This window comes from Limnochorda pilosa (genome assembly GCF_001544015.1).
Lineage (GTDB): Bacteria > Bacillota > Limnochordia > Limnochordales > Limnochordaceae > Limnochorda > Limnochorda pilosa.
In genome coordinates, this window is the sequence record NZ_AP014924.1 from 3,605,618 (window position 1) to 3,626,402 (window position 20,785).

Genomic DNA, 20,785 nt, shown 5'->3' on the forward strand with positions numbered 1-20,785 from the left:
ACCCCCTACCGGTCTTGACCCTGGAGCCCGGTGATCTGCCGGACCGCCCTGGCCACTGCTCCGGCCACCGCCTTGGAGGAGATGGTGGCGCCGGTGATCCCGTCTATGTCCGTCCCCACCTCGAAGCGGGCGTCCAGGGCCTTGCCCGCGAACTGGCCGGCGAACTCAGGCTCGGCCACCCGGGCGCCCAGGCCCGGCGTCTCTTTCTGCTCCACCACCCGGATGCCCCGAACGACCCCCGCCTGGGGATCCACGGCCACCAGGACCCGGATGGGACCATCGAAGCCGTCGGCCGACGCCTCGGCCAGGAGGCCCACCGGTGCACCCGCCGCGTCCCGGGCTTCCCAGACAGGCCCCTGAAGCTCCACCTCGGAGCCCAGCAACTCCTGCGCCAGGGCGAGCGGGGGCGCGGGTCCCGCGGCTGCGGCCTCCGAGCTGGCTCCGGCCTCGTCCGCAGGCGGCGTGGGAGCCCGGCTCGCCCGGGGCAGCCGGTAGCCCAACGCCATGAGGACATCGCCGGCCGTCCGGCCCACTGCGTTGGCCACGGCCCGTGACGAGACCGTGGCGCCCGTGATGCCGTCCACGTCCTTGCCGACCTGGAAGGCATCGACCACCGACTTGCCCCGGAACTGGTCCCGGAAAGAGGGCTCTTCGATGCGTGACCCCAGCCCGGCCGTCTCCGTGTGCTCCAGGACGGCCACGCCCGCCACCTGGCCCTCCTTGGGTTCCAGGCCTACGGCCAGCTTCACCAAGCCCTGAGATCCCTGGCCCATCACGTTGTAGACCACGCCCAGGACGTTCCCGCCGGCGTCCAGGGCCTCGTAGACTGGCTCCTCCACCGCGTCAGGCAAGGGCTTCTCCGGCTCGACGGGCTGGAAGTCGGCGGCCTCGGGAAAGACCTGCTTGAAGCCCACCTCGAACTGGGCCTTCAGGCGCTGGGCCTCGATGCGCGGGTTCATCCACCCGTAGAAGACGGCAAGGACCGCCCCCGAGAGGAGGGAAACCAGACCGAGCACGACGATCATCCGCCAGGCGCTACGCACCGGCCGTCGCCCCTTTCCTGGGCCGCGGGCGCGTCAGCAGGTTGACCAGCGGCACCAGCGAGTTCATGAAGAGAATGGAGAAGGCCACGCCTTCCGGGTAGCTGGCCCAGAGGCGGATCACCATGGTCACGGCCCCGGCGCCCACCCCGAAGAGGAGCCGCCCCAGCCGGGTCAGGGGCGTGGTGACGGGGTCCGTGGTGACGAAGAAGGCACCGAAGAGGACCCCCCCGGCCAGGAGCTCGGTCAGGGGCGGCTCACCGAACGCCCAGCCCATCGCGGCCACGGTGGCCAGCATCCCCACCACCGGCCGCCAGTCGGCGACCCGGCTCGCCAGGAGCAACGCGCCCCCCAGCAGGATGGCCGGGGCCGAAGTCTCCCCGAGCGATCCCGCCGTGGTGCCCGCAAAGAGACGCCACACGTCCAGGCCCGCGCCTTCCCGGAGCTGCGCCAGGGGGGTCGCCCCGGTCACCAGGTCGAAGGGTTGGAGCCACCCACCCATGAGGGCCGGGAAGCTCACCATGAGAAAGACCCTGCCCACCATGGCTGGATGGAAGAGCTGGTAGCCGTACCCTCCGAAGAGCTCCTGGGCGACCAGCACGCCGAAGAGCGCCCCCACCACCGGCAACCAGAGGGGGACCCCCGGCGGCAGCGAAAGGGCCAGGACCAGCCCCGTCACCAGGGCAGGACCCGCGGGGACAGCAAGGGATCGCCCTCGCGCCCAGCGCGCAAGCACCTCGGCCCCGTAGGCTCCGGCCACGGCCAGGACCGCGACCGCCAGGGAGCGCCACCCGAAGAGGTGGATCGCCACGCCCAGCGCCGGGACCAGGGCCGCGGTGAAAACGGAGGTGATGGTCTGCCGGGTAAGGGCCGCGTGGGTGTAGGGAGCCGGCCCGATGACGAGCGGTGGCCTCGAGGGAGCGGAACCGTCCTGGGTGACGGTGGTGGGGGCGGTGCTCACCGCACCACCACCTTCTCCCTGGTGGTTTCGTGCGCGACCCCGTCCCGCTTCCGCCCGATCTCGTACCGGGCCAGCTGGATCGACTGGAAGAGGTAGCGTCCGGCCGGGCAGACGTAGGCACAGGCGCCGCATCCGCTGCAGAGCATGGCCCCTTCGGCCTCGGCGTCGGCCCAGCGCTCCCGTTCGGCGTACCGGGCCAGGTAGATGGGCGAGAGGGCCTCGGGGCAAGCGTCGATGCACCGGCCGCACCGGATGCAGAGGGTGGTGGGTACCGAGGCCGCCGCCGCCTGGCTCAGGGCCAGCACCGCACGGGTGGAGGCGCACGTGGTGATCTCCTCGCTCCCCACGGCCACCCCCGTGAGCGGGCCGCCCAGCACGATCTGGCGTGGCTCCCGTGCCCGGCCCGCCGCGTCCAGCAGGTGGGAGACGGGCGTTCCCAGGGGAACCAGGTAGTTGCCGGGCGTGGCCACCGCATCGCCGGCGACGGTGACGAGCCGGTGCGTGAAGGGCCGACCGTCGCGCAGCGCCCGGGCCAGGGCGTAGAGGGTGGTCACGTCGAAGACGGCGAGCCCGAGCGAGCCGGGCGTCTGCCCAGGGGCAAGCTCCGAGCCGGTGAGGGATGGGATCAGGTAGCGCTCCAGGCCTTGGGGAAAGCGATCCGACAGCACGTGCACCTGGACCGCTTCGCCGTCGTGCAGCAAATCCTTGACGACTCGGGCGAAGCGACGGTCGGCGCCCGAGAGGGCGATCATGCCGGTGTGGGCTCCTGTCGCCCGCATCGCGGCCCGCAGCCCGTACAGCACGGTGGCAGGCTCCGCGTGGAGGAGGACCCGCTCGGACTGGACGTGCGGCTGAGTGACGCACGCGTTAAGGATCAGGCTCTCCACGGGCTGATCGGGTGCCAGGCTGCGCGCCAGGGGAACGCCGCCCCGGGCCAGGTCGGGGATGCCCGCCTCGAACGCCCGCAGCCGGATCGCCTCCGGCGGCGGCGCTTCAGGGTCGGGCCACCCCGACTCCGCCGGAGCCCACTGGGCGCGGCCGTCGCTCTTGATGAAGATGGAAAGGACCAGGTCGCCCGTAGGTCCCAAAGCCGGCCCCACGTCCGTCACTTCCCCCGAAAGGGGAGCGTGCAGCGGAACACCGTCGCCCTCCGGCTCGGCCAGGCGCTGGCCGCCCAGCACGGCGTCGCGTTTCTTCACCACCGGCTTCAGCGGGCGACCGGCTTGTGCACAGGCAAGAACGAGCAGGCCCGGCTCGGCCACTGAAAGGATGGGTCCGAGGGGGCTCCGCTGCTCCCCGGTCCTTACGCCGCCCCGCATCCTCCGCCCTCGCATCGACCTTGCCCCTCCAACGGTACGGCGTCTGCCGCACGGCTCGGATGACGTCCTTCGGACTATGTGCTTGTGAAGACTATCACTCACTTCCCGACTCAGTGTACCACCACCGCGAGGGCCTGTAAAGCCGCGCCCAGAAGGGCTCGTGCGTCAGAGAACCTAGCGTGATGGGTCCTTTCAGACATCTTCGGGGGAACCGCCCATACCCATGGGTGGGGGAAGATCTTCACGGGGCGGGGGCTACGGGGTCCCCACCCTTGCATACCGAGGAGGCGGTGGTCTTGCAGCGGATCATCGTGGGGAGGCTCCCCCGCTGGGCGTGGCCGGTAGGCATCGCAGCGGCCATGCTGATCCTCTTGAGCGTCTACCGGTGGGGTTTCCAGGCCCGGGCGGCCGGGGCCTCCGCCGAGCTCCGGGGCGGGCCGCTGGCCCCGCAGATCACGGGCACGATGACGCTGGAGGCCGTCCCCGGCGGCACCCGCGTGACCGTGCGGGTGCAGGGGCTGCCAGGGCACCGGCCCGGACCTCCGCCCACGGGGCCGCTTGGCTTCCACATCCACGAGAAGCGGACCTGCGAGGTCGGCGATCCCAACGACCCCTTCACGGCCGCCGGGGGCCACTTCAACCCCGACGGAGAGCCCCACGGCAACCATGCCGGCGACTTCCCGGTCCTCTTCTCCAACGACGGCACCGCGGAGGCGAGCTTCTTCACCAACCGCTTTCGCCCGCAGGACGTGGTGGGCCGCTCGGTGATCGTGCACCAGCATCCGGACGACTACCGCACCCAGCCGGCAGGCGACTCAGGCCCGCGCCTGGCCTGCGGGGTGATCCGCTAGACGGGCGCGTCCTGGCCGGCGGATCCTTCAATGTCGGGAGGCCGTTCCCTCCCGGGCCAACCCAGGGAGTCAGAGGCGTCAGGGCTCGGCCCGTTCCTCCAGGTCCCGCTTCATCTGGAGGTACGTCTCCCGGTCGATCTCGCCCTTTGCGTAGCGGCGGTTGAGCAACTCGAGCGCGCTCGGCTCCCCTGGCCCGGGCCCCGCTTCGAGCCTGGCGGGCGGGCCGGCCCGATCGGCGCGTTCATCCGCATCAGGGCGCCAGATCACCCGTACCACCCAGACCACCAGCGCAATGACGGCCACCATCAGGACCAGGTTCAAGAGCCCACCCAGGGCGAACCCCCAGAAGCTCCCGGGCCCTGTGTACCACCCGTTGTTCCAGAACCAGTGCACCCGCCTGCCCCCTTGTTGGGACGTGCCCCTGCGTCCACGTAGCGTGCCCCGTACCGCCACGTGCCTGTCGTAGGGCCTTCAGGGTCGGCCAACTCCTGCACTTCGATGGGCGCCGGGCCCGTCCCTGCGGGCGTGCCATCCGTCGACCCGGTTTCGTACGGCATCGGCCACCTCGGCCTCGAGGCGGCGGCGGAGCTCGGCTTCACGGGCGCCGGCGGGGTCGGGCCGTCCCCCTGGCCAGCAGGTCGTCCTTCATCACCCGGTAGTCCTCGTCCGACACCTTTCCGGTGCGGTAGTCCATCTCGAGCTCGGCCAGCCCCACCAGCACCCGCCTGCGCGCGGCCTCCCGGCCGCCGGTGTGGAATGGACTCGAGCCACCACCGACCTCGACGCCCCTGGTGATCCCAGCCGCCCCGCGCCTCAGCGGCAACAGAACCAGGCCCATCCCCACCGCCAGGAGCACACTTTCCAGAATGAGAAGCACCATAACGCCCTCCATTCGCGTCACCCCTGAGGATTTCCGGGGCCGGCGTCCCCTCCCGTTCCGCTGCGTGCCGGCACACCCGCCCGTTCCGTCTCGAGCTGCACCAGCACTCCCATGAGGGCCTCCCGCCGTGCCCGGTAGGCGTCGTCGGGGACCTCACCCCGGAGATGGGAGGCTTCAAGCCCCACCAGGGCCTCGAAGAGCTCCCCGGCGGAGTCGGGCCCCAAAGTCCTGGAGACGTCCGACTCGCCCGCCAGCTGGATCCCCTGGCCCCGTCTGGCCGCGCGGCGCCCCACGTAGAGGAGGCCGATCCCCGCCGCCAGGCCCACGAGGATCATGAGCACGCCTCCTAGCATCCCTGCGTGGCCGGGCTGGCCGGTAACCCGCATCCACAGCCGGACGTTGGCCGAGCCGCCGTGGAAGCCCTGGTTCAAGAGCGGCAGCGTCTGCAGAAGGAAGGGCATGGCGTCGTCCCCCCTTGCCAGGCTGCTTGGGTGATCAAAGGTAATCCTTCATCTCCCTGGCGAGACGCTGCTCGAGCAGGCGCCGCTCGGTGTCGCTCAGACCCGCGGCCGGCCCTGCCGCCTCCTCCCTGAGGACCGGGCGGGCCCAGCGGCGCACCAGCAGGACGAGGAGTGTCGCCCCTGCCATGACGGCGGCGAAGGGCAAGATCCACGCGGTCAGGTTGAAACCCTGCTTGGTGGGAGCCGCCAGAACCGTTTCGCCGTAGGCAGCCACGTAGTCGGCCAGGATCTGGTCGCGGGTCTGCCCCTCCCCCAGCCGGGCGGCGAAGTCCTCGCGGGCACCCACAGCCCAGCTGCACTCGCAGTCCTTGACCACCATGCCGCAGCCGCACTGGCAGATGAGCGCCGCCTCCAAGGCCCGCACCTCCGCGCGGGCGTCGGGGGCCTCAGCCTGGACCATGCCTCCTGCCAGCGCGTAGAGGATCGCGGCGACGAGCATGACCGTCCTCACCGCCCCGCACTCCCTTCCAGGAACGCCCCGCGCTCGCGCCGTTCCGCCAGCGCCTCACGCCACTCCGCGGCGTTGGGCCAGACGGCGAAGACCGTTCCCGCGATGAGGAGGTAGAAGCCCCACCAGATCCAGGAGACCATGGGGTTGACGATCAGCTTGAAGCTGGCCTGCTCCGCCCCCTCCCAGCCGTTGAGGATCACGTAGAAGTCCTCTCGCCAGCTCCCGAGGATGGCCGGCTCGGTGGTGGGCTGCTCGAAGGTGTCCCAGAACACCTTCTCCGGCCGGAGGATCCCGAGCCGGTCACCGCCTCTGGAGACGACCATGTCGGTATAGACGGTCGCCTTGCCGGCGGAATCGCGGCGCTCCCGGAGACCGGTGAAGTGGACCTGGTACGGCCCCAGCATCGCCATGTCCCCCGCCTTCATGGCGATCTCCAGCGACTGCTGGTAGGCGGTGGCGGCGGTGACGCCGGCCAGGAGCACGAGGGTGCCCAGGTGGACGAGATACCCCCCGTACCGCCGGTGGTTCCGGTGGACGAGCCGGAAGAACGAGAGGACCAACCCGTCCCCCGAAAGGTGCATCCGGGCCCGGGTGCCCCGCACCAGCTCCTGAACGATGGAGGCCAGTCCGAAGGCCATGACCGTGAAGGCCACGAGCAGCCCCCACTGGCTGACGCCGAGCCAGAGGTAGAAGGCCGCGGCTGCCGCCCCCGAGGCCACCACGGGTCCCAGGAAGCTGCGCCGCAAGTTGCGCAGCGAGGATCGGCGCCACGCAAGCAGCGGGCAGGCGCCCATCAGGGCGATCAGCGCCACCCCGATGGGCCCCATGACCTCCTCGTAAAACGGTGGCCCCACGGTGACCCGCACGCCCCGCACCGCCTCGGAGACGATGGGGAAGACGGTTCCCCAGAAGACCGCGAACGTGCCGCCGACCAGGAGGAGGTTGTTGAACAGAAAGCTGCTCTCCCGGGAGACGGGGGCCTCCAGAGTTCGCTCCTCCTTGAGGAGGTGCCGGCGGGCGAAGGTGAGACCCAGCGAGCCGGCGGCTACCAGGGCGATGAAGCCCAGGAAGAACGGCCCCAGGTTGTCGACCGAAAAGGCGTGGACCGAGCTCAGGACCCCACTGCGGGTGAGGAACGTGCCGAAGAGCGTCAGGAGGAAGGTGACGATGATGAGGATCACGTTCCAGAGCTTCATCATGCCCCGCTTCTCCTGGATCATGGCCGAGTGGAAGAAGGCGGTGCCCGTCAGCCACGGCATGAGCGAGGCGTTCTCCACCGGATCCCAGCCCCAGAAGCCGCCCCACCCGAGCTCCACGTAGGCCCACTGCATGCCGTAGATGATCCCTACGCTGAGGAAGAGCCAGGCGGCCAGGGTCCAGCGCCGGGTGAAGCGGAGCCAGGCATCGTCGGTCTCCCCGGTGATGAGCGCCGCCATGGCGTAGGCGAAGGGGGCCGTGAAGCCCACGTAGCCCAGGTAGGTCGCCGGCGGGTGGATGATCATGCCCACGTTCTGCAGGAGCGGGTTGAGCCCCATTCCCTCCGCCGGCGCCCGAGCCAGGGTCTCGAAGGGCGGGGTGACCCATAGGAGGAGTACCTCGAAGAAGAGGGCGACGCCCAGGAGGACAGCACCCACGTACGGCACGAAGTGGGGCTTCTCTCCGGGCGGGAGGTAGAGCGCTGCCACGCTCATGAGCAGCAACGTCCACAGCCAGAGCAGGAGCGAGCCCTCCTGACCCGCCCAGAGCGCAGACACCTTGTAGAGGAGGGAGAGGTCCGTGGTGGTGTAGCGCACCACGTAGGCGAATCGGAAGTCGCTCTGAATCAGCGCGGTGAGAAGCACCGCCGTGGCCGCCGTGAGGAAGAGGGCCGTGGCCGCTACCGCGTTCCTCCCGCTGCGCACGAGCCGCTCCTGCCGGCTACGGGTCCCCAGAACGAAGGCGGCCAGCCCGTACAGGGAGAAGACGAAGGCGAAGATCAGGCTGAAGCGACCCAGCGCTTCCATGAGCGACCACCTCTCAGCGGCTCTTCTCCTGCAGATCGCTTACGAGCTCCCGGTACGTCGCCTCACTGATACGCCCCTCCAGGAGGGCCTGGCGGGCCAGCCGGCGCTCCTCTTCGGGCTGCAGCCGACGCGGGCTCGGCCGCCCTGCCTGCGGCGATTCCGGGTGGCGGTGCCTTGCGCCGCCGGCGGTGCTACCGCCCGACCCACCCCCTCGGGCGGCGGCGTGGGCCGGTGTGCGCTGCCGGCCGCGGCCGGTCGTCTCGCGCACGAGAAAGTAGGTAAGGACCGCGAGGACGACCACACCCAGCCCCCACGATCCCACCTGGGAGAGGAGCATCGATCCGGGGGCGCCGGACGGCGGCCGGCTTTCTCCCGAGCCTTGCTCACCCGATGCTGCCGCTGCCGCGAACGGCTCGCTGGTGCTTCGGGCGTAGCGGGCCGTGAGGGTCACCGGAGTTCCCGCGTTCGGAGCCATCTCGTAGTAGAAGACCGGAGCCGTGCCGGAGGAGGCACCTGACGTCGGCTCGGGGTCCGAGGTGAACCCGGTGGCCGCCGCTGGACGCATGAAGTGGACCTGTATGCGATCCACGGTCGGCGATCCGGGGTAGCGGAAGGTCACTGTGCGTTCGGGCCTGCTCACGTCCACGGGCACGTAGAACTCCATGTGGGCGCGGTAACGCTCACCCGGCGCGAGCGCCCGCCCCATGGACCACCGGACCCAAAGGCCCTGGGAACCGCTCCCGTCGTCACCCGGGTCGACCCCCTCCGCCTGGCTGACCCGGGGCAGCTGACACACGTGCTCGCCCTCCGCCGTGAGCTCGCAGGTCTCTCCGAGACGGGCCCCCGCCGGCACCCACAGCGCGACGTCGGCCGTCGCCGGCCTTTCCGCGGTGTTGACGTACGTCGCCTGGTAGATGGCGAGCATCTCACCCCGGGCATCGTACTCCGGTCGCAGGTCGACGGTGAGGCGTTCCATGCGAAGCTCCTCCGACGTCCCGGCAGCCGCCCGGACCGGCGGGGTGAGCACCACGACGAGCAGCATCACCACTGTGAGGGCTGCAGCGATCGACCCTCTCGACGGTTGCCTCTTCACGGCGTCTCCCCCCAGCCTGGGCCCCATTCTTGGGTGCGCGCCAGGACAACCGCGGCTCCACCCCGGGGGACTCGTGCCCCGCACCCGGATGCCGCTCCGCGTCGATGGTCGCGCCGTATCCTGAGAGCACGCTGAGAGGAAGCTGAGAAGAGGATGAGAGGAGGCCAGCCCGGGCAAATAGAGAGGGAAACCCCGGGACAATCGGCCTATCGTCCGGGGCTTTCAGGTCAGCCGAACCCTAACCCGTTGGGGCCGAGCAGGGCGTCCAGCTCGGGGTCGAACCGCAGCATGCAAGCGATGAGCCGCCGCATCTCGGGCATGGGGTCCACCTCACCCTGCTGCCCGGGAGCGCGTCCCTGCACCGGCAGGTGCTCGCGGCGAGGCGCAGGGCCGCCGGCTGAGCGCTACCTCGACCGCGCCCGCGCGATCCGCCCCGACCGGGACGCCACAGCGTACCTCAACGGCCACCAGCTGCACCCTGCCGTCTTTGCCGCCGCCGAGCAGTGGTAAGACGCCCCCGCCTGAGCGCGGCCGGGAGCAACTCCTCCGACCCCTGAATGGCGCTGTGGATTCCCCTGCTATGGGGTCGCGTCGGTCCGCCCTCTAGTGATGAGGGTGGTGGGCATGTCCCTCCCCCAGGTACTTGTGGGGATCCCTTTCGAACTCCACCTTGCAGCCCGGTGAGCAGAAGTAGTACGTTTCGCCGGCATGCTCGGACTTGGCCGCCGCCTCGCGCTCGTTCACGTCCATGCCGCAGACGGGATCCTTGGCCATGGGCTCACCTCCAGAGGGATACGGGGCCTGAACCCGGCGACGGCCCACCCTCCTGCCTGCCGCCGGCCGGCCCACGGCTCGACAGGTGTATTCTATCCATGCTCGGCGGCGTAGGAAAGGTCCACGATCGTTCCGGGCGTCACCGGCTCCCCCGGACCATCGGAGAGGTCCGGGCACATGGGGCGGGAAGAGACATCGTGCACAGGCAGGGGAGGTGTGTGGAGGCGATGGCGACGAGGGTCCTGGTGGTGGACGACGAGGTTCACCTGGTGGAGCTCGTGTCGGGATACCTGCGGCGGGAAGGGTTCGAGGCGCGCGCCGCTCACGACGGTCCCGGAGCGCTGGATCTCGCCCGGAGCTGGAGGCCCGACCTGGTCGTCTTGGACGTGATGCTCCCCGATCTCGACGGGTTCGAGGTCTGCCGCCGGCTGCGCCAGTTCTCCGACGCCTACGTGCTCATGCTCACCGCGCGGGCCGAGGAGGTGGACAAGGTCGTCGGCCTCTCGGTGGGCGCGGACGACTACATCACCAAGCCCTTCTCGCCCAGGGAGCTGGTGGCTCGGGTGAAGGCCATGCTGCGCCGGCCCCGGCAGGCTGTGCGCCTCGACCCGGAGATTCCGCCCCCTCAGGGAGTCGGTGAGCTGATCATCGATCGGGCGCGTCGCGAGGTGACCCGACGGGGCCGTCCAGTGGCCCTCACAGCTCGGGAGTTCGACCTCCTCGCAGCCCTCGCCGAGAACCCGGGCCTGGTCTTCACCCGGGACCAGCTTCTGGAGAACGTCTGGGGCGCGGCGGCCTACGACGACCACGTGGTCGACGTACACGTGGCCAACCTGCGCAAGAAGCTGGAAGAAAACCCCTCCCGCCCCCGCTACCTCCAGACGGTGCGCGGGGTGGGCTACCGCCTGAACGACCGTCCGGAGGTCGAAGACCAATGAGCCGGTGGATCCGGGGGTCCTTGCGCAGCAAACTTCTGGCAGGCTACCTGGTGGTGGTGGCTGTGGGCGTGGCCACGCTCTTCGCGGCCGCGACCCTGGTCGCACCATCCCTCTTCGACCGCCTCATGGACCAGGCCATGGGCCCGCACATGGAAGGCACGACAGACATGATGTCTCCGGGGATGATGACTGGCGTGCGGGAGCTCTCGGCCCGGGTCTTCCGCGAGGGCATGCTCCAGGCCCTGGGGATCGCAGCCCTCACCGCGGGGATTGCGGCTGTGCTGGCAAGCCTCGTTCTGTCCAACTGGATCGCGCGCCCCGTGCACCACATGCTCTCGGCCTCGCGCCGCATCGCGCAGGGCCGCTACTCCGAGCGGGTTCCCGTGGGCGATCGGGACGAGGTGGGCCAACTCGCCGAGAGCTTCAACGCGATGGCTGCGACCCTGGAGGAGACGGAACGCCGTCGCCTGGAGCTGATCGGCAATGTGGCGCATGAGTTGCGCACGCCGGTGGCCAACCTGGAAGGATACCTGGAGGGGCTGCTCGATGGGGTCGTCGCCCCTTCTCAGCAAACCTGGGCCTTCCTTCACGGTGAGGCGGGCCGGCTGCGGCGGCTGGTGCAAGACTTCCAGGACCTGTCGCGGGCGGAGGCCCGCCAGATGGCTCTCCAGCTCGCTCCAGCCCAGCCCGGGCAACTGGCTCGGGACGCCGCCGCACGCCTGGAGGCGGCGTACGCTGAGAAGGGGGTCACCCTGCGTCTGGCCGTGCCCGACGATCTTCCCCCGGTGCTCGCGGACTCGGACCGCACCCTGCAGGTGCTCACCAACCTCCTCAACAACGCCCTTCGTTACACGCCTCCTGAGGGCTCGGTGGAGGTGACGGCCGACCGTCACGGACTAGACGTACGCTTCTCCGTCCGCGACACGGGTGTCGGCATCGCCCCCGAGCACCTTCCCCACCTGTTCGAGCGGTTCTACCGCGTCGACCCCTCCCGCTCCCGGGCGGCCGGCGGATCTGGCATCGGGCTCACCATCGCCCGGGCCCTGGTGGAGGCCATGGGCGGCCGTATCTGGGTGGAGAGCCCGGGGCCCGGACGGGGTGCGACCTTCTCGTTCACCCTGCCGGTGGCCCGGTGAGGCCGTGCTGTGCGGTGTTCGGCCAGCCTGGCCGGCCCCTGCCCCTACTGTGCCTTCCTTCTTGATTCAATCTTGATCGTGCGGCTCATGGTAGCTTGATCTGCCGCTGCCATACTGGAGCTGCCGGACGAGGTTCCGGACGAGACGCGGCGCGGGGACGGAACGCGCCGAGAGGAGGTCACGCAGATGCGTGGACGAACGCTCTGGATCCTTCTGGGTGGGCTCGTGCTGGTGGGAGGACTCTACGGCGCGACGCTGCTGGCCCAGCCGGCCGGCCCGCAGAACGGTTCCTGGGCCGCTCCCGGTGCGGGGGCCGGGTACGGCATGATGAGCGGCTACGGCGGGATGATGGGCGGCTCTGGCGGGATGATGGGCGGGTACGCCGGCCCGGATGCCACGCCCCTCACCTCCCTGGACGACGCCAAGCGCGCGTTCGAAGCCTACGTGGACAGCCTGGGCGTTCCCGGGCTCGAGGTCGCCGAGGTGATGCAGTTCCAGAACAACTTCTACGCGATCGTGGCCGAGACCGCCAGCGGCGAGGGCGCCTTCGAGCTCCTGGCGGACCCCCGCACGGGCGCCGTCTTCCCCGAGTACGGCCCCAACATGATGTGGAACACCCGGTACGGCCACATGGGTGGCTACGGTGGCGGTGGCATGATGGGCGGCGGCATGATGGGCTGGGACCAGCCAGGCCCCGCGGGGCCGGGCGACACGGCCCAGGGTTCCGTTTCCCCCGAGCGCGCGCAGGAGCTGGGTCAGGCGTGGCTGGACGCCAACTTCCCCGGAAGCACCGCGGTCGAGCCGGATCCCTTCCCAGGTTACTACACGCTCCACATCGAGCGGGATGGGACCATCACGGGCATGCTCTCGGTGAACGCGAGCACCGGGCAGGTCTGGTACCACGGATGGCACGGCACCTTCGTGGCCATGAGCGAGGGGCACTGAGTCCTACGCCTTCACCTTCCGCTTGGATGCGGGACCGGGCGATCGCCGCCCGGTCCTGCCGCGCGCCTCCACCCGATCGAGGAACCGCCTCCAGATCACGGTCGTTCCATACATGGTCCGGTGCTCCAGAACGGTCCGGAGCGCCCGAGCAGCGGCCCCGCCAGGGTCCTCGCGCACCCGGGCAGCCAGGTCGCGCCAGTCCTCGACGCTCCCACGCTCGAGCACGTCCTCGACGGCCTCCACCGTGTCCTCATACCCTGGGTTCAGGTGGCGATGCTCCACGCCGATCACTCCTGCAGTCCGAGAATGCCGCGGGCAAGCCGGTCCGAGAGCTCGTTGCACGTTGCCTCTACATGCTCCCAGCGGTTCCAGGGGGCCCGGATGCCGTGGTGGCGGCGGAGGTCCACGGAACCCAGGTCGAACGGCCTCGGCTCGGCGAGCTGCCTGCAAAGCTGCCGGGTGACCGTCTCACCACTCGACTGGGGGTAAAGGTCATCCAACGGCCGCAGGGCGTCCTCCACGCCGTCTTCCAGCTTGGCGGACAGAGCACAGAGATCCACGAAGTCCCGCGTGGCGTTCCGAGTCACCACGAGCCACGCCTTGATGCGTGCCATCTCGGCCAGGGTGGGCACCCGGATCCCCTCGATCTCCTGGGTTTCCAGCGGCACGGACCGAACGAGCTGTCGAATCCCCGTCTCAACGCCCTGGAACCGCCCGAGGATCATGACCGGCGGGCGCACCCGGCGGGTGCTCCAGGCGGCGAGGGCCTCGAGCCGGGCAAGGACGCCGTCGAAGTGCTCACGCAGTTCGGTCATGACGTGGTCCCCGTCGAGCGAGTGGCGGTGACCCGCGTGGAGGGCCGCAGCCGTCTCGCCCACGAGCACCAGCTCGGGGAAATGAGCCTGAAGGAGCCGCTGCGCTTCGGGGATCTGGCGCCACGCCCTCTGATCCAGTGCTGGACCCTCCCCTTCCGTAGTCTGGGTGGAACCGTTCTGATGCCATTCTAGCACGCCGTACAGCACAGGCGCAGGTCGCATCCACCCGGGAGCGGTCCCCGGGTGAACGACGCCCGAGCGGGCCACGCTAAGGTCGATACGTATTGCCGAGGGTGGCGACGCATGCCGGAACCGTGGACCTCCGCCCTACCGCCGTTGCTGGCCATCGGCCTCGCAGCGGCCACCCGCCAGGTGATCCCGTCGCTCCTGGTGGGGCTCTGGGTCGGGGCGGCCCTGGCCTCTCCCGGGTTGATCGCCTCAGCCAGCAGGCTGGTCGACCTGGTGGGCGGCGTGCTCGCCGACCGGGGCAACCTGGACGTGTTGCTCTTCCTCTACCTGTTCGGTGGCCTGGTGGTCCTCCTGGAGCGGGCGGGGGGCGTGGAGGGCTTCGTTCGGGCTCTCTCGGGTCGCGTCCGCACCTCTCGAGGCGCGCTGTCGGTGGCATGGGCGGTGCTCCCCCTCACCTTCATCGACTGCGGATTCCGCGTCGTGACCACCGGTGCCCTCGTCACGCCCCTGGCGCGGCGGGTGGGTGTGTCGCCCGAGCGCGTCGCCTACACCCTGAACAACACTGCGAGCCCGCTGATCGCGCTGATTCCCGCCGCCACCACCTTCCTCACCTACATGCTGGCCGTGCTGGGAGCGGGCATGACGGCAGCGCAGATCGATGGGTCACGGTTCGCCCTCTTCCTGCGCACCATCCCCTTCAACTTCTTCAGCTGGACCTCCCTGGCCGTGGCTCTGGCCTCGCTCTTCGCCCGTCGGCAGTGGGGCCTCATGGAGGAGTCGGAAGCGCAGGCGCGCGGCGACGAGCCCGCAGGCGAGAAAGAAGCGGGACGGCAGCGCCTCCTGGCCTCGCCTTCGTTAACCGGCCTTCAGGCGGAGACGGCAAAACCCCTCACCCCCGAGACGCCGCGCGCGCGTGCAGCCACCGCCCGCCAGCAGACGGGTACGGCCGAAGGCCACCCGATGCAGAAGGATGAACCTGTCCTGGAGCCCAGGATCGTCAACCTGCTGGCACCCGTCCTCCTTCTGATCAGCCTCAGCTTCGGGCTCCTCTGGTGGGACGGTCGGGCTCCAGGGCGCACCTTCGTGCAGGCGGTGGCCGCCGCCGATGCCTCTCGGATGATGCTGGTAGCCCTGCTGCTCACGCTGGTGCTGGCCGGGCTCTCCTTCGCCGCGCAAGGCTTCCCGCTCCGCTCGGCCACCGAGGCCCTCCTTCAGGGAGGCAACCGGATGATGACCACCATCGTGATCCTCGCCCTCGCCTGGCCCATTGCGACGGTCGCCCAGGAGCTGGGACTGCCGGAGCTGATCCGGACAGCGGTGGGCGCTCGGCTGGGCGCGCCCCTGGTGCCGCTCCTCGTCTTCGCGGTGACGGGAGCGCTGACTTACGCGGTCGGCTCTTCCTGGGGAGCGTGGGCCCTCATGATGCCGCTCGCCCTGCCGCTGGCCACTTCGGCGGGCGCGTCCGTCGCCCTCACCGCCGCGGCCGTCTTCTCGGGAGGAACCTTCGGCGATGTCACCTCACCTCTCTCCGGGATGACCGCCATGGCCGCCGGGGCGGCCCAGGCCGACCACATGTCCTACGTCCGGGCGATGACCCCCTACAACCTCGTCGCTGCCGGGGCGGCCGCGCTGTTCTTCGCGGTCGCCGGCCTCGCCAGGCTCTGAGTCCAACAGCAACCAGAGGCTTTTCCTTGACACCACCTCCCACCGGAGGGAATAATGGTCTGGGTTGTTATTCCCTACCCGGGTATGGATTGAAGAGTGAGGGAGTGTGGGGGAAAATGAGGATCCTCTCAGGAACGTGCATGCGACGGGGGCGGCTCGCTCGCTTCACAATGGGAGTGCTGCTCGCGGCGCTGATCTTGATGTTCCAGACAGGGGCTGCGGCTGAGGTCTCCGAGGCGGCCCTCTGGCGCGTCTCGGACCAGGGCCCGGTCTACGTGGAAGTCCTCTGGGCCACGCCGCTCGACGCCGGTGACGGCACGAGCCTCGATTTCCAGGTAAGGATGACCACCCACTCGGGGGATCTGACGACGCTGGACTTCCCCTCGCTCCTCACCCTCGTGACCAGCGATGGGCGCGAAGTCGGTGGGTTCGACTGGACCTACCTGGCGCGGTCCAGCCACCACCCCCAGGCCGTGGCCTCTCTGCCAGCCCAGGTCGATGGAGCCGCGGTGGTTGGCCCGCAGACCGAGTGGATCGAGCTGCGTCTGCACAGCGTGGGCAGTGTGGCGATGCGCAGCTTCCGGTGGGAGCTCGATTCGGATCTACACGCCGCTCTGGGGCACGACACTTCCCAGGCGCAGGCCCAGGCCGGGCAGCCGGAGCAGACGCCTGCGGTCCAGATTCAAGGAGCCGGTGACTACCGCATCCTGGTCCCCAATGCGCTGGACGGCACGGTGACCGTTGTCGACGCCCGGAGCTTCACCGTGGAGAAGACGCTCCCCGTCGGAGAGGCCGCCTCGCACGGCATCGCCGTCCACCCCGACGGCGACCGCTTCTACGTGGCAGATGCCGACGCGGGGACCCCAAGGATCTTCGACATGGGAACAGGCGCGGAGATCGGCCGGGTCCCTGTGGGCCACCGCGTCCACGGAACGGACATATCCCCCGACGGGAGGTACGTCGCCGTCACCGGAGAGGACCGGTTCGACATCATCCAGGTGGATCACCCCGGTGACGAGCGGGTCGTTCAGACCCTGGCCTACCCCGAGGCCGACCCGAACCACATCGACTTCGCCCCGGACGGGCGCTACCTTTACGCCGTCCTGCAGGGCATCGACAAGCTGGGCGTCTTCGCGTACACGGGCGACCCCGTCGAGCCGTACCGGGAGCTGGCGCGGGTCGAAGTGGGAGGTAGCCCCAACGAGAGCCGGGCCTCTGCGGACGGCCGGCGCGTCTACACGGCTAACTGGAAAGGGGACAGTGTCACCGCCGTGGAGGTCGGCAGCTGGCGACCCCTGGCCACCATCGCCACAGCTGGTCCTTCCCACACAGGTGGTCGGCGCGGGGCTGGTGGTGGCCAGCGTCGCGGTGCTCGCCCCCGAGAGCGCGCGACATCACCAGGGGCCATTGACCCGTTGGACGTCAGACGGAGGGAACCGACCATGACTCAGGGAACGGTCGGGCTACCGTGCCTCAACGGTCACGTCGAGGCTCCGCGTGGACGCGAGTGAGAGAAGGTGGTCATCGCAAGCCACGGGGACGTATCGACTGCAGTCCGGGACATACTCTTCCCGGGAGGTGAGAGTCATGCCCATCCAGCAGCAGGTTCAGGACTGCATCAACACGTGCACCCAGCTGGCGAACGAGATCCGGTCGGTAGCCAACGGCGTGCAGGAACAGCGAAGCCGCTACATGCTCACCGAAGCCGCCGGTCACGTCGAGATCTGCATCGACACGTGCAACCAGGCGCAGCAGCCGATCCAGCGACCGGTCTGAGTACTTCCTGGGTGAATGGACCGCCGAGATCATCATGACAAGAAGGGAGGCGCGAAAGGTGCCGGCGCACCAGCAGATCCAGGCGTGCATCCAGAGGTGCCAGCAGGTGATGCAGCAGCTTCAGCAACTGAGCGCTTCGACTCCCGACCAGCGGGTGCGGGACCTCCTACAGGAAGGGGCCCATCACTTGCAGCTTTGCGTCACCGAGTGCCAGTTCGCGGCCCAGCGGATCGCGAAGACCGCGGCACAGCCTGCGATGGCGTGAACGTAGCATGACCTGTATGCCACGATCGCTCTGGGATGCCGCCAGCCTTTCGCGCCGCCGCGCGCCGAGGCTGGCGGCGCTCTTTGACGCCGGTCAACTCATCGGTCCCGATCAGGTAAGCCATGGCGAGGAAGTTGGCGTCGGAGCGGTAGCCCCTAGCCCGGGCCTTCGCCGCCTGGAGGAGGGCTGTTCATTCCTTACCAGGATGGCGTTGGTGAGCCGGTGCTCGAACCAGGCGAGTACACCCTCCTGGTGCTCCCTGAGCGTCTTGGGACCGGGCCGTCTTCAGGTGGTGCTTGCCAGGCTCTCGAGCTGCTGGCTCTGCCGCTGCTTCAGGCTGCTGGGGTTCCTCATCCACAGGTATCGGGTCTTCTTGAGGAGCGGGTTGGTCTTCACCTCCTCCCGCCGGACCTCGTCGACGCCGAGGTCCGGCCTTTCGGCGGCCTGTCCGTCGTGCCGGCGGATCACCCTCCACAGCCGCGTGTCGTGCTCGCCCACCATCCTCGCCAGCGCCCGGACCGGCAGCTCACGAGCCGTCGCGAGGATCATGGCCTCAAGGACGAGGGTGAACCCGCTCCCGGGGCGGCTCCAGGGGACCTCCACCTGGGTGATCGCCTTGCACTGGGGGCACTCAACCCGAGGGACCTAGGCGTGGAGGTAGGCGCGATGCTCGAAGGAGTTCCGGAGTGCATCAGACCGTAGCCAGGATGAACAGGCCCAGGGCGACTGCCCCGGTGCCCAGGGCCAGCCGCATTTTCTCCCGGTGGTGCAGGTTCCAGCGGTTCAAACTCCGCAGCGTGGGGCCCATGGAGGCGCCAACCAGGATGACCAAGAGGGGCACGACGAACATCACGTTGTAGAGGACCAGGTAGACGTAGGGTCGGGCGAACTCCTGCCGCAACGCCAGCATGCTGAGGACTGCCAGGTAGACAGCCCCGCTGCAAGGGACGGTGCACGCGCCCACGAGGATCCCCAACACGAGCATGGCCACAAAGCTCATTCGGCTGCCCCAGCGCCGGAGCACGTCGCCCAGCACAGCCGGCGCCCCCAGTCGAGGCCCCCACTCCGGTAGGAAGGAGTCCTTCATCATCCACAGACCTAGGAAGACGGCGGAGAGAGCGCCCAGGCGGGCGCCCAGGTGATTCTGTGCCAGCCATCCGGAGGCTCGGAGCAGGCCGACCCCCAGCGCCAGGTAGGTGAGGAAGATGGCCCAGATGAAGGTGCCACCCAGCAGGAGAACGCGGGTCCGCATGGCTCCCGTATCCGCGCCCATCGCGGTTCCGTGACCGGTCAGTAGGGTCACCGTGAAAAGCAGAAGCACCGTGAACGCGCAGGGATTGATCCCATCCACAAGCCCCGCGGCCAGGACCACGGGCAGGGCGATCGCCGGCGAGTCAAGCATGCTCCGACCGCCCGCGAAAAGGCGTGTCGGCGTTCCGAGGACGTACGCCGCGAGCCCCACGGCTGCGATCACGAGTAGGAGGAGAAGAGGGCTGACGGCGCGTCCGCGTCCCCGCTCCGTCATCCGCGTACCACCAATCTCCCCCGCATGTACGGGTTCTCACGCCCACCGCAGCAGATGTCACAGTAGAACTCGACCGTCCCGGCCCGGGTGGGCGTCAGCGTGACCGTCTGCGTCTGCAGAGGAGCGACGCGCACGTCGATCCCCATCTCGTCGATGGCAAACTGGTGCCACCCACCCCCATCCGTGTGGAAGCGATTGTCGCGATTGACGAGCCGCAGGGTAACCGATTCACCGGCTTGTACCTCGATGCGCGGGGGGTCAAAACCAGCCATAGAAAGGTCTACCCTGACGCCCTCTCCTGGCGCAGGCGGGCCGCCAGCGATAGGCCTCAGGAAGAAGAAGGCCGCACTCAAGACGGCAAGGACGATCGCGGCGAACCCGAGAGGCCTCGCTCGCCCCAGACGCTGGCCTCTGTGTTCCTGGACCTGATCTGATCGCCCTCGACGGGCGCGACTCCTCTGTGCCATGCCCACCCACCTCGCACATCTGCTCAGAGTTGACACGGCGCAAGAGCGTAAGGATAATAGTGCCGCGTCCTAGTGCCCTACCTGGGTACTGTTCTTTTGTGGAGGGATGGACTCATGATTCGCTCCCCCCGGGCGAGCACCTCCCCGACCCTCTGGTTGGCGCTCACCGGCCGGAACACCGAGGCCGACCTCGAACGGGCGATCGGGCAGCCGGTTCCGGGCCATTGAGCCGGCTGGGCGGGTGGTACCGCAGCCCCTGCAGGATCTCATGCACGATCTCGCGGTCCGGGCTGCCCTCCGCCGCGCGGAGCAGCGTGCGCTGAACGTGGAGCCTCACCAGCAGCCGCTGAACCTCAGCCAGTTGCGCTGCGGCGCGGCGGACCCCGGCCAGCAGGTCGAGGCACCGGCCGGGCTCCATGATCTCCGGGTCCGCGAGGATGAGACTCACGAGGACGTCTGTGGACGAAAGCCCTTCTCTGATCTGGACGCGCAGCGCCTCGCAATGTCCGCGCAGGTTCTCCCTTCGCGGATCGCTGGGCCACTCGGCCGAGGACCGGGCTGACCCGGGGCCCTCAGCAGCAGCCACCGTGGCGGCCCGATCGGTGGTGGTGTGCTCCGTGTACCCCGTCATGCTCGCGCCCGTCCCCTTGCCCTTCGCTGCAACAGCCGGACGTCTTGGGGCCCTTGCCCAGATAGGTCTCGGGAGCTGCGAGGAAACGGTCCGCGCAGTGGCCGCACTTCAGGTAGATGGTCTCACCGCCATACTCCACCCGAACCGCCTTCGCCGGGTCGACCTCGTTACCGCAGACAGGGCACGTCGTCGTCTCCACCATAGACACGCAACGCCACCTCCAGCCGGCATTGTACCTAGCCCAGGTATGGTTTACATATCAAGCGTACTCCGCGCCCCTCAACGCCGTCAACCGGAAAGACCTGTGGTTCTTCTCAGTCAGAGCGGCGCCCCCTGCGCTCGGACGGGGGTGGACGGTCACGCCGAGGGGCGCCGGTCGTTGGTCTCCACAGGTTCCGTCTCGCGCGGCTGCCGCTCGCCGCGGGGGGCATCATGGGGTCTTGCATGATCGCCCCCGTGGGCGTGCCCATGGCCTCGCATCATGAAGAGATGCACCCCGATGCAGAAGAGGAGCAGCAGGATCCAGACCACTTCCATCCT

At 69.3% G+C, this 20,785-nt stretch carries 26 protein-coding genes; 8 read left to right on the plus strand and 18 right to left on the minus strand.

Annotated features, from left to right (window positions below; all coding sequences use genetic code 11):
• Positions 1–5 precede the first annotated feature (5 nt).
• From LIP_RS16220 to LIP_RS16230, 3 genes are read right to left on the minus strand one after another with little or no spacing between them, the layout of a single operon-like run.
• Positions 6–1,043, minus strand: a complete 1,038-nt coding sequence (locus tag LIP_RS16220; protein WP_144440549.1) for an FMN-binding protein — start codon at positions 1,041–1,043, stop codon at positions 6–8.
• Positions 1,036–2,001, minus strand: a complete 966-nt coding sequence (locus LIP_RS16225; RefSeq protein ID WP_068140749.1) for an RnfABCDGE type electron transport complex subunit D — start codon at positions 1,999–2,001, stop codon at positions 1,036–1,038. Before LIP_RS16225 ends, LIP_RS16220 begins: the two co-directional genes overlap by 8 nt.
• Complete coding sequence (locus LIP_RS16230; protein WP_082726468.1) at positions 1,998–3,335, minus strand: RnfABCDGE type electron transport complex subunit C; 1,338 nt, start codon at positions 3,333–3,335, stop codon at positions 1,998–2,000. Before LIP_RS16230 ends, LIP_RS16225 begins: the two co-directional genes overlap by 4 nt.
• Before the next feature lie 344 nt (positions 3,336–3,679).
• Between LIP_RS16230 and LIP_RS16235 the strand changes: the two genes are divergently transcribed.
• Positions 3,680–4,171, plus strand: a complete 492-nt coding sequence (locus LIP_RS16235) for a superoxide dismutase family protein (protein ID WP_068142244.1) — start codon at positions 3,680–3,682, stop codon at positions 4,169–4,171.
• A 78-nt stretch (positions 4,172–4,249) separates the two neighbouring features.
• Here the strand turns inward: LIP_RS16235 and LIP_RS16240 are convergent, their stop codons facing one another.
• From LIP_RS16240 to LIP_RS18180, 8 genes are all read right to left on the minus strand, one after another.
• Positions 4,250–4,564 carry an SHOCT domain-containing protein gene (locus tag LIP_RS16240; protein ID WP_068140758.1) on the minus strand — a complete coding sequence of 105 codons (315 nt, stop codon included), beginning with the start codon at positions 4,562–4,564 and terminating at the stop codon, positions 4,250–4,252.
• A 202-nt stretch (positions 4,565–4,766) separates the two neighbouring features.
• Entirely contained in the window at positions 4,767–5,051 is a 285-nt protein-coding gene (locus tag LIP_RS18695; RefSeq protein WP_068140760.1) for a hypothetical protein, read from the minus strand.
• 17 nt (positions 5,052–5,068) lie between these two features.
• Positions 5,069–5,512 (minus strand): hypothetical protein, encoded by a 444-nt coding sequence (locus tag LIP_RS16250; protein WP_068140767.1) that lies wholly within the window; start codon positions 5,510–5,512, stop codon positions 5,069–5,071.
• Positions 5,513–5,546: 34 nt separating this feature from the next.
• Positions 5,547–6,023 carry a cytochrome c-type biogenesis protein gene (locus tag LIP_RS16255; protein WP_068140769.1) on the minus strand — a complete coding sequence of 159 codons (477 nt, stop codon included), beginning with the start codon at positions 6,021–6,023 and terminating at the stop codon, positions 5,547–5,549.
• Positions 6,020–8,026 (minus strand): heme lyase CcmF/NrfE family subunit, encoded by a 2,007-nt coding sequence (locus LIP_RS16260; protein WP_068140771.1) that lies wholly within the window; start codon positions 8,024–8,026, stop codon positions 6,020–6,022. The genes LIP_RS16255 and LIP_RS16260 overlap by 4 nt, the downstream gene beginning before the upstream one ends.
• Before the next feature lie 13 nt (positions 8,027–8,039).
• Positions 8,040–9,119 carry a hypothetical protein gene (locus LIP_RS16265; RefSeq protein ID WP_144440550.1) on the minus strand — a complete coding sequence of 360 codons (1,080 nt, stop codon included), beginning with the start codon at positions 9,117–9,119 and terminating at the stop codon, positions 8,040–8,042.
• 227 nt (positions 9,120–9,346) lie between these two features.
• On the minus strand, positions 9,347–9,481 hold the full coding sequence (locus LIP_RS20180; RefSeq protein WP_269433358.1) for a hypothetical protein: 135 nt from the start codon (positions 9,479–9,481) through the stop codon (positions 9,347–9,349).
• Between the two features lie 241 nt (positions 9,482–9,722).
• Positions 9,723–9,893, minus strand: a complete 171-nt coding sequence (locus tag LIP_RS18180) for a YHS domain-containing protein (RefSeq protein ID WP_082726470.1) — start codon at positions 9,891–9,893, stop codon at positions 9,723–9,725.
• A gap of 227 nt (positions 9,894–10,120) precedes the next feature.
• Between LIP_RS18180 and LIP_RS16270 the strand changes: the two genes are divergently transcribed.
• From LIP_RS16270 to LIP_RS16280, 3 genes are all read left to right on the plus strand, one after another.
• Positions 10,121–10,831 carry a response regulator transcription factor gene (locus LIP_RS16270; RefSeq protein WP_068140774.1) on the plus strand — a complete coding sequence of 237 codons (711 nt, stop codon included), beginning with the start codon at positions 10,121–10,123 and terminating at the stop codon, positions 10,829–10,831.
• Positions 10,828–11,967: a sensor histidine kinase gene (locus LIP_RS16275; RefSeq protein ID WP_068140776.1), complete on the plus strand. Its 1,140-nt coding sequence runs from the start codon at positions 10,828–10,830 to the stop codon at positions 11,965–11,967. The genes LIP_RS16270 and LIP_RS16275 overlap by 4 nt, the downstream gene beginning before the upstream one ends.
• Before the next feature lie 186 nt (positions 11,968–12,153).
• A complete protein-coding gene (locus LIP_RS16280) occupies positions 12,154–12,912 on the plus strand; it encodes a hypothetical protein (protein WP_068140778.1) in 759 nt (252 codons plus the stop codon).
• Between the two features lie 3 nt (positions 12,913–12,915).
• Here the strand turns inward: LIP_RS16280 and LIP_RS16285 are convergent, their stop codons facing one another.
• Positions 12,916–13,194 (minus strand): hypothetical protein, encoded by a 279-nt coding sequence (locus LIP_RS16285; RefSeq protein WP_144440551.1) that lies wholly within the window; start codon positions 13,192–13,194, stop codon positions 12,916–12,918.
• A gap of 5 nt (positions 13,195–13,199) precedes the next feature.
• Positions 13,200–13,949: a hypothetical protein gene (locus tag LIP_RS16290; RefSeq protein WP_144440552.1), complete on the minus strand. Its 750-nt coding sequence runs from the start codon at positions 13,947–13,949 to the stop codon at positions 13,200–13,202.
• Between the two features lie 81 nt (positions 13,950–14,030).
• Here LIP_RS16290 and LIP_RS16295 point away from each other — a divergent pair, with 81 nt between their 5' ends.
• From LIP_RS16295 to LIP_RS16310, 4 genes are all read left to right on the plus strand, one after another.
• Complete coding sequence (locus tag LIP_RS16295) at positions 14,031–15,581, plus strand: Na+/H+ antiporter NhaC family protein (protein ID WP_068140788.1); 1,551 nt, start codon at positions 14,031–14,033, stop codon at positions 15,579–15,581.
• Positions 15,582–15,697: 116 nt separating this feature from the next.
• Positions 15,698–17,092 (plus strand): beta-propeller fold lactonase family protein, encoded by a 1,395-nt coding sequence (locus tag LIP_RS16300; protein ID WP_144440553.1) that lies wholly within the window; start codon positions 15,698–15,700, stop codon positions 17,090–17,092.
• Positions 17,093–17,168: 76 nt separating this feature from the next.
• On the plus strand, positions 17,169–17,357 hold the full coding sequence (locus LIP_RS16305; RefSeq protein ID WP_068140793.1) for a hypothetical protein: 189 nt from the start codon (positions 17,169–17,171) through the stop codon (positions 17,355–17,357).
• Between the two features lie 58 nt (positions 17,358–17,415).
• Positions 17,416–17,622, plus strand: a complete 207-nt coding sequence (locus LIP_RS16310; RefSeq protein ID WP_068140795.1) for a hypothetical protein — start codon at positions 17,416–17,418, stop codon at positions 17,620–17,622.
• Positions 17,623–17,907: 285 nt separating this feature from the next.
• On the opposite strand, the gene LIP_RS16315 is transcribed toward LIP_RS16310, so the two are convergent.
• The 5 genes from LIP_RS16315 to LIP_RS16335 all read right to left on the minus strand — a co-directional run bounded on the left by LIP_RS16315 (position 17,908) and on the right by LIP_RS16335 (position 20,782).
• A complete protein-coding gene (locus LIP_RS16315; RefSeq protein ID WP_068140798.1) occupies positions 17,908–18,225 on the minus strand; it encodes a helix-turn-helix domain-containing protein in 318 nt (105 codons plus the stop codon).
• Positions 18,226–18,313: 88 nt separating this feature from the next.
• Positions 18,314–19,024 (minus strand): cytochrome c biogenesis CcdA family protein, encoded by a 711-nt coding sequence (locus LIP_RS16320; RefSeq protein ID WP_158509705.1) that lies wholly within the window; start codon positions 19,022–19,024, stop codon positions 18,314–18,316.
• Positions 19,025–19,143: 119 nt separating this feature from the next.
• Complete coding sequence (locus tag LIP_RS18185) at positions 19,144–19,614, minus strand: cupredoxin domain-containing protein (protein ID WP_082726472.1); 471 nt, start codon at positions 19,612–19,614, stop codon at positions 19,144–19,146.
• Positions 19,615–19,777: 163 nt separating this feature from the next.
• Positions 19,778–20,062: a hypothetical protein gene (locus LIP_RS18190; protein WP_082726473.1), complete on the minus strand. Its 285-nt coding sequence runs from the start codon at positions 20,060–20,062 to the stop codon at positions 19,778–19,780.
• Positions 20,063–20,602: 540 nt separating this feature from the next.
• The gene (locus tag LIP_RS16335) at positions 20,603–20,782 is read right to left on the minus strand and encodes a DUF2933 domain-containing protein (RefSeq protein WP_068140804.1); all 180 of its coding nucleotides are present in this window, start codon (positions 20,780–20,782) and stop codon (positions 20,603–20,605) included.
• Between the last annotated feature and the right edge of the window lie 3 nt (positions 20,783–20,785).

Coding starts and splice junctions, on each gene's coding strand:
- LIP_RS16230 (WP_082726468.1), bottom strand. CDS start 3,335: ATGCGAGGGCGGAGGATGCGGGGCGGCGTAAGGACCGGGGAGCAGCGG.
- LIP_RS16235 (WP_068142244.1), top strand. CDS start 3,680: ATGCTGATCCTCTTGAGCGTCTACCGGTGGGGTTTCCAGGCCCGGGCG.
- LIP_RS18695 (WP_068140760.1), bottom strand. CDS start 5,051: ATGGTGCTTCTCATTCTGGAAAGTGTGCTCCTGGCGGTGGGGATGGGC.
- LIP_RS16250 (WP_068140767.1), bottom strand. CDS start 5,512: ATGCCCTTCCTTCTGCAGACGCTGCCGCTCTTGAACCAGGGCTTCCAC.
- LIP_RS16260 (WP_068140771.1), bottom strand. CDS start 8,026: ATGGAAGCGCTGGGTCGCTTCAGCCTGATCTTCGCCTTCGTCTTCTCC.
- LIP_RS18180 (WP_082726470.1), bottom strand. CDS start 9,893: ATGGCCAAGGATCCCGTCTGCGGCATGGACGTGAACGAGCGCGAGGCG.
- LIP_RS16270 (WP_068140774.1), top strand. CDS start 10,121: ATGGCGACGAGGGTCCTGGTGGTGGACGACGAGGTTCACCTGGTGGAG.
- LIP_RS16275 (WP_068140776.1), top strand. CDS start 10,828: ATGAGCCGGTGGATCCGGGGGTCCTTGCGCAGCAAACTTCTGGCAGGC.
- LIP_RS16280 (WP_068140778.1), top strand. CDS start 12,154: ATGCGTGGACGAACGCTCTGGATCCTTCTGGGTGGGCTCGTGCTGGTG.
- LIP_RS16290 (WP_144440552.1), bottom strand. CDS start 13,949: ATGCGACCTGCGCCTGTGCTGTACGGCGTGCTAGAATGGCATCAGAAC.
- LIP_RS16295 (WP_068140788.1), top strand. CDS start 14,031: ATGCCGGAACCGTGGACCTCCGCCCTACCGCCGTTGCTGGCCATCGGC.
- LIP_RS16300 (WP_144440553.1), top strand. CDS start 15,698: ATGAGGATCCTCTCAGGAACGTGCATGCGACGGGGGCGGCTCGCTCGC.
- LIP_RS16305 (WP_068140793.1), top strand. CDS start 17,169: ATGCCCATCCAGCAGCAGGTTCAGGACTGCATCAACACGTGCACCCAG.
- LIP_RS16320 (WP_158509705.1), bottom strand. CDS start 19,024: ATGCTTGACTCGCCGGCGATCGCCCTGCCCGTGGTCCTGGCCGCGGGG.
- LIP_RS18185 (WP_082726472.1), bottom strand. CDS start 19,614: ATGGCACAGAGGAGTCGCGCCCGTCGAGGGCGATCAGATCAGGTCCAG.
- LIP_RS16335 (WP_068140804.1), bottom strand. CDS start 20,782: ATGGAAGTGGTCTGGATCCTGCTGCTCCTCTTCTGCATCGGGGTGCAT.